The 12,217-nt window shown below is 70.3% G+C and carries 15 protein-coding genes; 12 read left to right on the forward strand and 3 right to left on the reverse strand.

Features of this window, described 5'->3' with window-relative positions; all coding sequences use genetic code 11:
- The 5 genes from ACFWN2_RS09685 (at window position 1) to ACFWN2_RS09705 (ending at window position 4,970) form a co-directional block, all read left to right on the forward strand.
- Window positions 1–624: a TetR/AcrR family transcriptional regulator gene (locus ACFWN2_RS09685; RefSeq protein ID WP_382426237.1), complete on the forward strand. Its 624-nt coding sequence runs from the start codon at window positions 1–3 to the stop codon at window positions 622–624.
- Window positions 621–2,177: an MDR family MFS transporter gene (locus tag ACFWN2_RS09690; protein ID WP_382426239.1), complete on the forward strand. Its 1,557-nt coding sequence runs from the start codon at window positions 621–623 to the stop codon at window positions 2,175–2,177. The genes ACFWN2_RS09685 and ACFWN2_RS09690 overlap by 4 nt, the downstream gene beginning before the upstream one ends.
- Window positions 2,178–2,275: 98 nt before the next feature.
- Window positions 2,276–3,484 (forward strand): serine hydrolase domain-containing protein, encoded by a 1,209-nt coding sequence (locus ACFWN2_RS09695; protein ID WP_382426241.1) that lies wholly within the window; start codon window positions 2,276–2,278, stop codon window positions 3,482–3,484.
- A complete protein-coding gene (locus ACFWN2_RS09700; protein ID WP_382426242.1) occupies window positions 3,472–4,344 on the forward strand; it encodes a sensor histidine kinase in 873 nt (290 codons plus the stop codon). The genes ACFWN2_RS09695 and ACFWN2_RS09700 overlap by 13 nt, the downstream gene beginning before the upstream one ends.
- Window positions 4,341–4,970, forward strand: coding sequence for a response regulator (locus ACFWN2_RS09705; protein WP_382426243.1), 630 nt, complete (start codon window positions 4,341–4,343; stop codon window positions 4,968–4,970). Before ACFWN2_RS09700 ends, ACFWN2_RS09705 begins: the two co-directional genes overlap by 4 nt.
- A gap of 31 nt (window positions 4,971–5,001) precedes the next feature.
- Here the strand turns inward: ACFWN2_RS09705 and ACFWN2_RS09710 are convergent, their stop codons facing one another.
- A complete protein-coding gene (locus tag ACFWN2_RS09710) occupies window positions 5,002–6,447 on the reverse strand; it encodes an aldehyde dehydrogenase family protein (RefSeq protein ID WP_382426245.1) in 1,446 nt (481 codons plus the stop codon).
- A gap of 28 nt (window positions 6,448–6,475) precedes the next feature.
- A complete protein-coding gene (locus ACFWN2_RS09715; RefSeq protein ID WP_382427424.1) occupies window positions 6,476–7,246 on the reverse strand; it encodes an IclR family transcriptional regulator in 771 nt (256 codons plus the stop codon).
- Window positions 7,247–7,457: 211 nt separating this feature from the next.
- On the opposite strand from ACFWN2_RS09715, the gene ACFWN2_RS09720 reads away from it, so the two are divergent.
- From ACFWN2_RS09720 to ACFWN2_RS09750, 7 genes are all read left to right on the forward strand, one after another.
- Entirely contained in the window at window positions 7,458–7,991 is a 534-nt protein-coding gene (locus tag ACFWN2_RS09720) for an RNA polymerase sigma factor (RefSeq protein ID WP_382426247.1), read from the forward strand.
- A 26-nt stretch (window positions 7,992–8,017) separates the two neighbouring features.
- Window positions 8,018–8,704 (forward strand): alpha/beta hydrolase, encoded by a 687-nt coding sequence (locus ACFWN2_RS09725; protein ID WP_382426249.1) that lies wholly within the window; start codon window positions 8,018–8,020, stop codon window positions 8,702–8,704.
- Window positions 8,705–8,799: 95 nt separating this feature from the next.
- A complete protein-coding gene (locus ACFWN2_RS09730; protein WP_382426251.1) occupies window positions 8,800–9,564 on the forward strand; it encodes an NAD(P)H-binding protein in 765 nt (254 codons plus the stop codon).
- A gap of 32 nt (window positions 9,565–9,596) precedes the next feature.
- A complete protein-coding gene (locus ACFWN2_RS09735; RefSeq protein WP_382426252.1) occupies window positions 9,597–10,334 on the forward strand; it encodes a phosphotransferase in 738 nt (245 codons plus the stop codon).
- A gap of 23 nt (window positions 10,335–10,357) precedes the next feature.
- Window positions 10,358–10,510, forward strand: a complete 153-nt coding sequence (locus ACFWN2_RS09740; RefSeq protein ID WP_382426254.1) for a hypothetical protein — start codon at window positions 10,358–10,360, stop codon at window positions 10,508–10,510.
- Between the two features lie 16 nt (window positions 10,511–10,526).
- The gene (locus ACFWN2_RS09745) at window positions 10,527–10,703 is read left to right on the forward strand and encodes a hypothetical protein (protein WP_382426256.1); all 177 of its coding nucleotides are present in this window, start codon (window positions 10,527–10,529) and stop codon (window positions 10,701–10,703) included.
- A gap of 22 nt (window positions 10,704–10,725) precedes the next feature.
- Window positions 10,726–11,721, forward strand: coding sequence for a YdcF family protein (locus ACFWN2_RS09750; protein WP_382426258.1), 996 nt, complete (start codon window positions 10,726–10,728; stop codon window positions 11,719–11,721).
- Here the strand turns inward: ACFWN2_RS09750 and ACFWN2_RS09755 are convergent.
- Window positions 11,718–12,206 carry a DUF305 domain-containing protein gene (locus tag ACFWN2_RS09755; protein WP_382426260.1) on the reverse strand — a complete coding sequence of 163 codons (489 nt, stop codon included), beginning with the start codon at window positions 12,204–12,206 and terminating at the stop codon, window positions 11,718–11,720. The two genes, ACFWN2_RS09750 and ACFWN2_RS09755, sit on opposite strands and share 4 nt — an antisense overlap.
- Window positions 12,207–12,217: the final 11 nt, after the last annotated feature.

Here is a 12,217-nt window from a genome sequence, read left to right on the forward strand (position 1 = left end):
GTGAACCAGCCGGGGGAGAGCCTGCGCGACCGCAAGAAGCGACGGACGCGTGCCGCGCTCGAGCGGGCGACCGTGCGGCTCGCCGCCGCGAAGGGCTACGACCACGTCACCGTGGAGGAGATCGCCGCAGAGGCGGACGTCTCGGTGCGCACGTTCTTCAACTACTTCGCCAGCAAGGACGAGGCGCTCATCGGCGCCGACCCCGAGGTGGGCCCGCGCATGGCCGAGCGCGTTCTCGCCTTCCCCGACGCCGTGACGCCGTTCGAGGCGTACCGGCGGTCGGTGCTCGCGGAGATCACCGAGGAACTCGACAGCGCCCGCGACCTGTGGCTGCTGCGCAAGGAAGTCCTGATGCAGCGCCCCGACCTGCTGGTCAGGGCGTTCGCCAGCGGCGCGGAGTCGGAGCAGCTGCTCGCGAACGCGGTGGCCCGGCGGGCGGCGTTGCCCGAGGACCACCTGTACCCGCGGCTGCTGGTCTCCGCGGGAAGCGTCGCGTTCCGGTGCGCGGTGACGCGCTGGGCGTCGGACGACAGCCTCGCGCTCGGCGACCTCGTCACAGAGGCGTTCGACCTGTTCGGCACCGGGCTGGCTCACGTGCCACACCATCACGAAGGGGGATCATGACCACCACCGACGCAGAAGTGACGCCGGTCCACAGCAAACGCGACGTCGTCCAGGCCATGTGGGGCCTGATGATGGGCATGTTCGTGTCGATCCTGGCCAGCACCATCGTCTCGAACGCGCTGCCGCGGATCGTCGCCGAGCTGAAGGGCTCGCAGTCGATCTTCGCGTGGATCGTGACGGCCGAGCTGCTCGCCATGACGGCGACCGTGCCGTTGTGGGGCAAGCTCGCCGACCTCTACAGCCGCAAGCTGCTGATCCAGGCGTCGCTGAGCCTGTTCGTCGTGGGCTCGCTGATCGCGGGCTTCTCGCAGAACGTCGAGATGCTCATCGTCAGCCGTGTCGTGCAGGGCCTCGGCGCCGGTGGCGTCACGGCGCTCGCGACGATCGTGATGGCCGCGATGATCCCGCCGCGCGAGCTCGGCAAGTACTCCGGCATGTTCGGCGCGGTGTTCGGCGTCGGCACCGTCGCTGGCCCGCTGATCGGCGGCCTGCTGGTCGACACCTCGTGGCTCGGCTGGCGCTGGTGCTTCTTCATCGGCATCCCGTTCACCCTCGCCGCGATCTTCATGCTGCAGCGCACCCTGAACCTGCCGGTCGTGAGCAAGAAGGACACGAAGATCGACTACCTGGGCGCGTTCCTGATCGTCTCCGGCGTCTCGACGCTGCTGATCTGGTCGTCACTGGCCGGTCAGAAGTTCGAGTGGGCGTCGGCCTGGACCGCGGGCCTGGTCACGCTCGGCGTGCTGCTGCTCGTGGCCGCCGTCCGCGTCGAGGCCACCGCGCACGACCCGATCGTGCCGCTGTCGATCTTCCGCAACCGCACCGTCTCCCTCGCGACCGTCGCCAGCGCCCTGGTCGGCATCGCGATGTTCGGCGGCACGGTGTTCCTCTCGCAGTACTTCCAGCTCTCGCTCGGCAAGACGCCCACCCAGGCGGGCCTGCTCGGCCTGCCGCTGATCTTCGGCCTGCTGATCTCGTCCACCGTGGCGGGCCAGCTGATCACGAAGTTCGGCAAGTGGAAGGCGTTCCTGGTCTCCGGCGGCGTGTTCATGATCGGCGGCATGCTGCTGCTGTCCACGATCACCGCCACCACGTCGGTGTTCATGGTGTCCGTGCACATGTTCGTGCTCGGCGTCGGCGTCGGCCTGATGATGCAGAACCTGGTGCTGGCCGCCCAGAACGACGTGCCGGCGAAGGACCTCGGCGCCACCACGTCCACGCTGACGTTCTTCCGCTCCCTGGGCGGTGCGATCGGCGTCTCGGCGCTGGGCGCGGTGCTCGCCAACAAGGTCACGTCCCTGAGCGAGGAGAAGTTCGGCGCGATGCCGGGCGGCGAGTCCTCCGGGCACGCGGTGCCGGACATCTCGGTGCTGCCGCCCGAGATCAAGGCCGTGATCGCCGACATCTACGCGACGGCGACCGCGGAGATCTTCCTGGTGGGCGTGCCGTTCGCGGTGCTCGCGCTGCTGGCGGTCGTGTTCATCAAGGAGAAGCCGCTCAAGGAGACGAGCGGTGACGACAGGCTGGCGGCGGAGATGGCCGCGGGTCACTGATCTGCTGGTGTGCCGGAGCGGACCCCTGACTTTCGTCGGGGGTCCGCTCTGTCTTTCAGGTCGGGTCTCGCCGCCCGCCGATCCATACGTTGCATCCCATGAACATCTGGGGTGCAGCGCTCACGCTGCTGGTGTCCACCTACATGGGCGAGGCGTCCATTCCGGGCATCGCGGTCGCGATCACCAAGGGGGACCAGGTGATCGCGGTCCAGGCCTTCGGGCACGACTCGTCCGGCGCGCAGCTCACCGAGAACTCGAAGATGGCGATCGCGTCCGTCAGCAAGTCGTTCACGGCATTGGCGGTGCGGCAGCTCGCGGACGCCGGCAAGCTCGACCTCGACCGCCCGGTCTTCGATTCGACGATCACGCCGCGCCAACTGCTCGCGCACAAGTCGGGCATCAGCGACCGCACGCTGCCGGAGAAGAGCCTGCCGCAGCCGGACAACCCGGCCCAAGCCGTCGAACGGGCAAGAGACGCCATCAAGAACGCGGTGCCGGACGGCCGGTTCCGTTACACCAACACTAACTACCACCTCCTCGCCCGGCTGGTCGAGCAGGCGTCGGGCGAGAACTTCAACGCCTACCTCAAAAACCACGTCTTCGAGCCGCTGGACATGAATGACACCACCGCGATCGACGTGACGCCGCGAGACCTGCCGCCGGACTACCGCAAGGGCCACGGCTACGCGTACGGGCTGTCGGTGCCGCTGACCGAGCCGCACCGGTTCGTCACCGGGTCGGACGGCGTGATCACGACCGCGAAGGACATGGGGAAGTGGCTGGCCGCGCAACCGGAGCTGCGGCCGCAGGACGGGATGGGCTGGGAGGCGGACCAGCAGGGACAGTTGCGGCACAGCGGGATCTGGTTCACGAGCACGGCCGGGCAGCTGCTGACGTCGTCCGGGTACGGGATCGCGGTCATGGCGAACAGCGGCGTCACGCTCGGCAACGAGGGGACCTACCTGCTGGAGAACGGGATCGCCGACGTCCTCGACGGCAGGACGTCCGAACCGGCCTCCTACCGGTTGCTGATCGACCTCGTTCTGGCGGCGTTCACGTTGCTCTCCATCGGACTCAACGTCCGTGCGCTCCGCAGGCCGCGGCGGTTCCACAAGGCGTGGCAGGTGTTCCGGCTCGTGCCGCTCGGTCTGCTGCTGGCGTTGCCCACGCTGCTGAGCCTGCTGTACGGCGGTGGGCGCGACATCACCTTCTTCCAGTTGGCGCACTATTCGCTGCCGCTTGTGGTGTGGTTGGGCGTGTCGAGCGTGATGAACCTGAGCGTGGCGGTGGTGCGGTGGAGGCGGTGAGGACGGCCGCGCTCGCGGGGTGCGTGGCGCTGGCGGTCGGGGTGTCGTTCACCATGGATCGCGGCGTTCCACCGTGGACGGCCGTCGTGTGGATCCCGTTGTTCGCGGTCTCGTTCCTGCTCGGCCGTCGCACCGCGTCGTCGTGGCCCGCCCTGGTGTTCGCCGGCGGGGCTGTGGGTGGGGTGACGGGGCTCGTGCTGGTGGGGGTGGCGGTCGCGGTGCCGTGGTTCCTCGGGCGGCTCGGGCACCAGCAGGCCCAGCTCGCCGCTGCCACCGTCGAGGCCGCTCACCTGCGTGAACGCACCCGGATCGCGCACGAGGTCCACGACACGCTCGGCCACGAGCTGAGCCTGCTCGCGTTGCAGGCGGGTGCGCTGGAGATGACGCTGCCCGCCGGGCAGCAGGATGCCGCCGCACGGCTGCGCGAGACGGCGGCCAAGGCGACGGAACGCCTGTCGGAGCTGGTGTTCCTGCTGCGCGACGGAGACCCGCCCTCGGACGCGGACCTCCAGGACCTCGTCGGCCGCGCGGTCAGGGCGGGCATGCGAGTCGAGTTCGAAGTGGACGGATCAACAACATCCACAGTGGAACGCACGGTTCACCGCGTGGTGCAGGAGGCGCTGACGAACGCCGCCAAGCACGCGCCGAAGTCGTTGCTGGAGCTGAAGGTCACGACGGCGGACGGCGTGACCGTGGTGGAGGCGGCCAACGAGATCGGGCGGCGCCGGGGTGCGGGCAGCCGGGTCGGGCTGGTCGCGCTGCGCGAACGGGTGCGGCTCGCCGGCGGTACCCTGCGCGTGAGCCGTGACGGCGGCAGGTTCGAACTGGTCGCCGTGCTACCGCACTCGGGGGAATCGTGATCCGCGTACTGCTCGCCGACGACGAGACGATGGTGCGCGCCGGGGTGCGGGCGATCCTCGGTGCGGATCCGGGCATCGAGGTCGTCGCGGAGGCGTCGGACGGGCGCGAGGCGATCGACCTCGCGCTGAAGCACCGGCCCGACGTCGTGCTGCTGGACATCCGGATGCCGCGCCTCGACGGCCTGGAGGCGGCCGGTGAGCTGGCACGGCGGGGGTTCGGCGTCGCGATGCTGACGACGTTCAACGACGACGGCTACCTAGAACGGGCGCTCGACGGCGGCGCGCGCGGATTCCTGCTGAAGTCGGGTGATCCGCGCGAGCTGATCGCGGGCGTGCACGCGCTCGCGTCCGGTGGCGCGTACCTCGCGCCCAAGGTCGCCGCCCGGATGATCAGCAGGTTCCGCGGCGGGCGGACCGGGCGGGCGCGGGAGCAGGTCGAGTCGCTGACCGCCCGCGAACGCGACGTGCTCAAGCTGCTCGGCGAGGGCTTGTCGAACGCGCAGATCGCCCGCCGCCTCGACCTGGTGGAGGGCACGGTGAAGGGCCACGTGAGCGCGATCCTGAGCCGCCTGGGCGCGGAGAACCGGGTCCAGGCGGCGATCGTGGCCCACGAAGCGGGCCTCTAGTGCCGAGAGGTGGCCGCTGAGCGTCGAGGACCTAGAACGGGAAGTGGCCGTGCTCGCTCGCGACCGTGACCCAGCGGGTCGCCGAGAACGCCTCGATGCCCCAGCGGCCGCCGAACCTGCCGTACCCGCTGGACTTCACGCCACCGAACGGCGCCTGCGGCTCGTCGTCCACGGTCTGGTTGCCGACGTGCACGATGCCGGTGCGGATGCGTTGGGCGAGCCCGAGTCCGCGCCGCGAGTCCTCGGTGAGGATGCCCGCGGTGAGGCCGTGCTCGGTGTCGTTCGCGATGGCCACGGCCTCGTCGTCGTCCGCGACGGGCACGACGATCACCGCCGGACCGAAGATCTCCTCCTGGAACACGCGCATCCGCGGCGTGACCTCGTCCAGCACGGTCGCGCCTCCGTCGCCACCCGCCCGGACCCGAGCGCCCGACTCGACGGCCTCGGCCACCAGCGCCGCGACGCGGGAGGCGGCGCGCGGGTTGATCACCGGGCCGATCACGGTGCCCGCGTCGGCCGGGTCGCCGTGCGGCAGCGACCCGACCTTGGCGGCGAGCTTCGCGGTGAACTCCTCGGCGACCGACCGGTGCACCAGGATGCGGTCCGTCGACATGCAGATCTGCCCGGCGTTGTGGAAGGCGCCGAACGTCGCCGCGTCCACCGCGTGGTCGAGGTCCGCGTCGTCCAGCACCAGCAACGAGTTCTTGCCGCCGAGCTCCAGCACGGCGGGCTTGAGGTGTTGTGCGGCAAGGGTTCCGACGATCCGGCCGACCTCGGTGGAGCCGGTGAAGTTCACGGCGCGCACACGCGGGTCGGTGATCAGCGCCTCGGCGACGGCGGCGGCGTCGGAGGGCGCGTTCGTCACGACGTTGAGCACGCCCGCCGGCAGCCCGGCCTCGCGCAGGACGTCGGCGATCAGCAGCCCGGCCGCGATCGGCGCGTCCTCGCTGGGCTTGAGCACCACGGTGTTCCCGGCCGCCAGTGGTGCGGCGACGGCCCGCGTGCTCAGGATGACCGGCGCGTTCCACGGCGCGAACGCCGCGACCACGCCGAGCGGTGCGCGGACCGCGAGCGACAGCTGGCCCGGCACCTCCGTGGTCAGCACCTCGCCGACGGGCTGGGTGACCGCGGCGGCCGCCTCGCGCAGGACGTTCGCCGCCAGCATCACGTTGAACCCGGCCCACCCGCCGACACCGCCGACCTCGGCGGCCATCAGCGCGACCACTTCGGGCGTCCTGGCTTCCAGCGCGTCCGCGGCGCGCAGCAGGATGCCGCGCTTCACGGACGGCGACGTCGCCGCCCACCCCGCGAAGGCCTGCTCGGCCGCGTCGACGGCGCGCGTGACATCGGCCGGGGAGGCCGCCGCGACCACGGCGTACACCTCGCCGGTGAAGGGGTTCAGGTCGTCGGTGGTGCGGCCGTCCAGCGCGGGAACGCTGTCGCCGCCGATCAGGAGTTCACGTGTTTCGCTGGCCACGCTCAGGATTCAAGCGGTAGGTGAAAGTTCATCCAAGCCCGGCTTCCGGTGGATGGAAACTCGGCTCCAGCATCCGCGCGATGCCCCTGGCCGCGACCTGCAACGCCGCCACCAGCCGGGCCCGCACGTTGCGCAGGTCCGGCACGACGATCCCGAGCGCCGCGACGACGTGCCCCTCCACCTCGACCGGCACCGCCACACTGCACGCCCCGAGCGTCATCTCCTCGAACGTCTGCGCGTACCCGTCCCGCCGGATCCGGTGCAGCTGCGCGCGCATCCGCCCCGGCTCGGTGACCGTGAACGCCGTGATCCGCGTCAGCCCGTGCGCGAGCACCTCCTCCTGCACGTCCGCAGGGGCGTGCGCGAGCAACACCTTCCCGACACCGGTCGAGTGCAACGGCAACCTGCTCCCGGTGGAGCTCACGATCGGCACCGACGCGTGCCCCGACACCCGGTCCAGGTACAGCACCTCGGTCCCCTCGCGCACGGCCAGGTGCACCACCGCCCGCGTGGCCGCGTGGATGTCGTGCAGGAACGGCTCCGCGACCCGGCTCAGGTCGACCTCGCCGACCGCCAGCAGCCCGAGCCGCCAGATCCGCCGCCCGATCACGTACTCACCGGACTCCAGCCGCCGCACCGCGCCCCAGTCGGTGAGCTCGGCCAGCAGCCGGTGCGTGGTGCTGACCGGCAGGCCGCAGCGCCGCGCGATGCCGCTCAGGGTCTGGCGGCGGTGCCTGCTGTCGAACGTGCCGAGCAGTGACAGCAGCTTGGAGGAGACGGTGGCGGCCACGCCGGTGATTCTGCACGGGAGGCCAGGACGTCCGCAGAGGGAGCTGAGCAGAAACTCGCGACCCCGTCCGCGAACCCTTCGCCGCGATGGATTGCTCTTATAGGAGTGCGGACCACACGGGTCAGCACGTCTGAGGAGGGTCCAGTGACGCTCGCTGTTGGTGCTGTGGTTGCGCTGGTATGCGGTTGTGCGGTCTTCCTGCGCCGGCGGGCGCGGTCACGTGGCTAGCGCGGCGTGGCCCGGTGATCAACTGGTCACCGCGGCGCAGAGCGGGGACGAGGCCTCGATCGCGGCGCTCGTGGCGGGCGCACATCCGCATGTGAAGCGCTTCGCCCTCACCTTGTGCGCGAGCAGCCAGGACGCCGAGGACGCGGCGCAGGAAGCCATGATCGTGTTGTTCCGCAAGATCGGGACGTTGCGGGCCGCCGGCGCGTTGGCGTCGTGGATGTTCCGGATCGTCAGCCACGAGTGCCTGCGCCGTGCCCGGATGCTGGTCCTTCGCCCCGAACCGGTCGCCGAGCCGGTCGAGGCGTCGGCGGAGGACGACGTGCTGGCCAGGTTGGAGGTCGAGCGCGTGGCCGCGGCCATCGCGGCGCTGCCCGCCGACCAGCGCCGAGTTCTGATCATGCGTGACGTCCAGGGACTTCCGGGTGGCGCCGTGGCCCGGGCCCTGGGGCTGAGCACGGCGGCGATGAAGTCCCGGCTGCACCGCGCACGCGCCGGCGTGCGTGACTCACTGGACCTGGCGCCATGACAGATCCAACGAACGAAGGAAAGCTGATGGATCGCTCTGCACCCCGTGGCGTGCTGCTGGTTCACGGAGCGTGGCACACGGGTCATGCCTGGAACGGCGTCGCGAAAGGCCTGCGCGACCGCGGCGTTCCGGTTGCCGTCGCCGAACTCCACCGAGGATCACTGGCCGCTGACATCGCGGCCGCCGAGTCCGTGCTCGACCTGGGTCCCGGCCCCGTGATCGCCTGTGGACACTCCTACGGCGGTGCCGTCATCAGCGGGTTGAACGTCGAGAGGGTGGCCCACCTGGTCTACCTGGCCGCCGCGATGCCGGACGCCGGTGAGTCGAGCCTCGGCCTGATGAGCGACGCGCCGCACAGCGACCTGCACGCTGCGATGATCGGCGACCCACACGGCATCACCACGATCGACCCCGGCATGGCGGGAGCGCTGTTCCACGGCCACCTGACTGAAGAACAGCAGGCCGACCGCGCGGCGGGTCTGGTTCCCCAGTTGATGACAGCGGGGTATCAGTCGATCCCCGACGCTGCCTGGCGCGTTCGTCCGAGCACCTACGTCGTCTGCGACGACGACCGTGTGCTGCACCCGGAGTTGCAGCGCCGTCTCAGCGAACGTGCCTCGTACACCGCCACGTGGCACAGCGATCACGGTGCTTTCGCCTCGCACGAGGCCGAAACGATCGACATCCTTCACCGCCTTGCGACCGACCGCTGAACGTCATCGCACGACGAGCCTGCCCACCGCTAATTCAGTGGCGCCGACCCGGCCCGCGCGGCTTAGCTTGGTGATCATCGAGTGGAGGAGGGCCCTTGATCGTCGTCACGGCTGCGTCCGGTGCGCTGGGACGCCTGGTCGTCGAGCGGTTGTCGAAGCACGCCGACGTGGTTGCGGCCGTCCGCGATCTGTCCCGTGCGCCTGAGGGCGTTGAGGTGCGGCACGGCGACTACGACGACCCGGCCAGTCTTCTGGCGGCCTTCGCCGGCGCCGACAAGGTGCTGCTGATCTCCTCACCCGAGTTGGACGCGGCGAAACGCGTGACACACCACCGCAACGCCATCGCCGCCGCCCGTGAGGCCGGGGTGGGCGCGATCGTCTACACCAGTTTCCTGGGCGCCGACACCACCGCGACCGGCCTCACCGAGGCCCACCACGCGACTGAGCAGGCCCTCCGCGACAGCGGGGTGCCGCACACGCTGCTGCGGCACCCGTTCTACAGCGACGCGTTCGTGCCGAGGATCACCGACGGTGAGCTGACGGGCAGTGTGGGCGGTAGCGGGCTGAACACCGCGTTCCGCGCCGACCTCGCGGATGCCGCCGTCGAGGTGCTCCTCGACGACGCGCACCTCGGCAAGGCCCACGACCTCACCGGTCCTCTGTGGACCCACCCCGGGGTCGCCGAGGACTTGGGAGTGGCCTACCGCGATGTGCCCGACGACGGGCCAGGACCGGTGCGGTGGCTCAACGCGCAGGTCCGCGCGGGTGCCCTGGAGCGGCAGACGCCCGACCTGGAGCGGGTGCTGGGGAGGGCGCCGCGGACAATGGCCGAGCATCTTCACGCGATCATGCCGGAGTGAAACCGGAGTCCCATGTGGAGCAAACCAATCGCGTGACTCACCTCGGTGAGGGCTGGGACAGCACGGCCGTCCTGGTCGGCGGGCGCTGGGTGGAACGGCGGCCGCGCCGCCCCGAGATCGGGCCGCAGCTCGTGCGCGAGTCGGTGGTGATGCCGTGGCTCGCGCCCCGGCTGCCGCTGCCCGTCCCGGTGCCGGTCCTCGTCTCCAGCGATCCGGTGGTGGCGCGGCACGAACTGGTGCCCGGCGAGGAACTGGTGTCGCCCAACGCCGTGCAGGGCCGTCAGCTGGGGGAGTTCCTGCGGGCCCTGCACGCCGCACCCGTCAGCGAGGCGGTCGCGCTGGGAGTCGGGCCGATGGCGCTGCCCGTGGAGCGGTTCCGGGCCGAGGTGCGCGTGCCCGGCGGTGAGGAGCTGCTGGCGAAGATCAACGGCCTGCCCGCCGACACGCTCGTGCACGGCGACCTCGGACCCGAACACGTGCTGGGTCGCGACGGCGTGCTCACCGGCGTGATCGACTTCGGCGACCTGCACGTCGGCGACGCGGCGATCGACCTCGCGTGGGCGTTGCACTCCACACCGCCCGAGTTCGCCGATGCCGTCGCACACGCTTACGGCGTGACGGACGAGCTGCGCGCGCGGGCGTTGATCTGGCATCAACTGGGGCCGTGGCACGAAGTGCTGTACGGAAACGACATCGGTGATCCCGAAATCGCGAAAATTGGGCTGGCTGGAGTACAGGAACGCCTCGGAACCGGGGTAACCCCGCGCTAACAGCCACTGGTCAGGAGGATGAGATGCCCTGGGTTCGCGAGCACCGTCGGAGCAAGCCCTACAGCTGGTTCGGCACGCAGAGGGTCCGCAGGCACTACCGCAGGCCGCAGGGTGCCATGTGGATCCCGATCCTCATCGCGATCGCACTGATCGTGCTGCTCATCGCCATCTTCTGAGGGTAGGGTCGGGGCCATGGGACAGTTGGGTGAGTTGTTCCCGGGCCCCAAGGTCCGCCGCGAGGCGACGGACGCGGGCACCGGCGAGGACTACGAGGAGACCGGGCCGCTCGACCTCACGGCGGGCGCGGTCACGTTGAGGCCGCGGCCGAAGCCCGCGCCGAAATCGGAGAACACCGACAGCACGGAGTGATCACCGGCACTATCCTTGGCCGGTGCTAGCCGGCCTGCTGTTCCTGATCCCCGCCGCGTTCTTCGTCTACGGGATGGCGCGTGACCGCCGTCGCCTGAGCAACGCCGTCTGGCTCGGCATCGCCCTGGTGATGCTGCTGCTGTTCCTGGCCGACGCCGGGCAGGACAACCCGCTGGTCAGCCTGCCGCTGCTGCTCGCGTTCGCGGTGGCGCTGGTGGGCCTGCTGCTGCTCCCGCTGGCGTTGCTGGCCAACGGCGTGGTGATGGTCCGCCGCGAGGGCCGCTCGCTGGGCAACCTGCTGTCGTTGCTCGCGGGCCTCGCCCTGCTCGCCGAGATGGCCTACTTCGCGTGGGGCATCACCCAGCCCAACGACTGGATCCGCGGCTCCGCCATCGGCCTGTTCCTGGTGTCGGCGTACATCGCGTTCCTGTTCGTGAGCCTGCTGCTGTACTCGGTGATCTACGGCCGCACGGGCCGCCGTCACGGGTTCGACGGCATCGTGGTGCTCGGCGCCGGCCTGATCGGCGACCGCGTGCCGAAGCTCCTCGCGAACCGCCTCGACCGCGCGATGCGGCTCTACCGGCGCGACCGCGAGGCCGGCCGGACGCCGGTGATCGTCGTGTCGGGCGGGCAGGGCTCGGACGAGAAGGTCTCCGAGGCGTTCGCGATGCGCCGGTACCTCCTCGAACGAGGCCTGCCGGACGAGGACGTCGTCATGGAGGACCAGGCGACCACGACCGAGGAGAACCTCCGCTACAGCAAGGCGTTGCTCGCCGAACGGGGTCTCAACGGCCGGGTCGTCGCGGTCACGAACAACTACCACGTGTTCCGCACCGCCGTGCTCTCCCGCAAGCAGGGCCTGAGGTTGCAGGTCATCGGCGCGCCCACGGCCTGGTACTTCGTGCCGAGCGCGTTCCTGCGGGAGTTCGTGGCGCTCCTGGTGCGCAATCCCGTCGTGCACGGCCTGGCGTGCGCCGTGCTGATGGCGGGCGGGCTCGCGCTGACCCAGATCGGTTAGCCCTTCAGGAGATCCTTCATCTCGGAGATCTCCTGCTGCTGGCCGTCGACGATGGCCTGGGCCATCTTCCGCGCCTTCTCGTCCTTGCCTTCGGAGAGCTCGGTCCTCGCCATGTCGACGGCACCTTCGTGGTGCTTGATCATCATGTCGAGCCAGAGCCGGTCGAACTCCGCGCCGGTGACCTTCTCCAGGTCCGCCACGTCATGGCCCTGGTGGTCGTCCTTCGTGGCGCCGGCTCCCCACTCGCGGAGCCACTCGTTCAGCTGGACGATCTCGGGACCCTGCGCGTTCTCGATGCGCTGCGCGAGGTCGCGCACCGCGGCGTCGCTGCTGCGGGACGGCACGAGCTTCGCCATGTCCAGCGCCTGTTCGTGGTGCGGGACCATGCCCTGCGCGAACGTGACGTCGGCAGCGTTGTTCGCGGGAGTGCCGCAGGCGCTCAACATGAGCACGCCGACGACAGCCCCGATGAGGGACTTCTTCACGGGATTCTTCT

It is taken from the genome of Lentzea sp. NPDC058436 (assembly GCF_042721515.1).
In the GTDB taxonomy this organism is placed as follows: Bacteria; Actinomycetota; Actinomycetes; order Mycobacteriales; family Pseudonocardiaceae; genus Lentzea.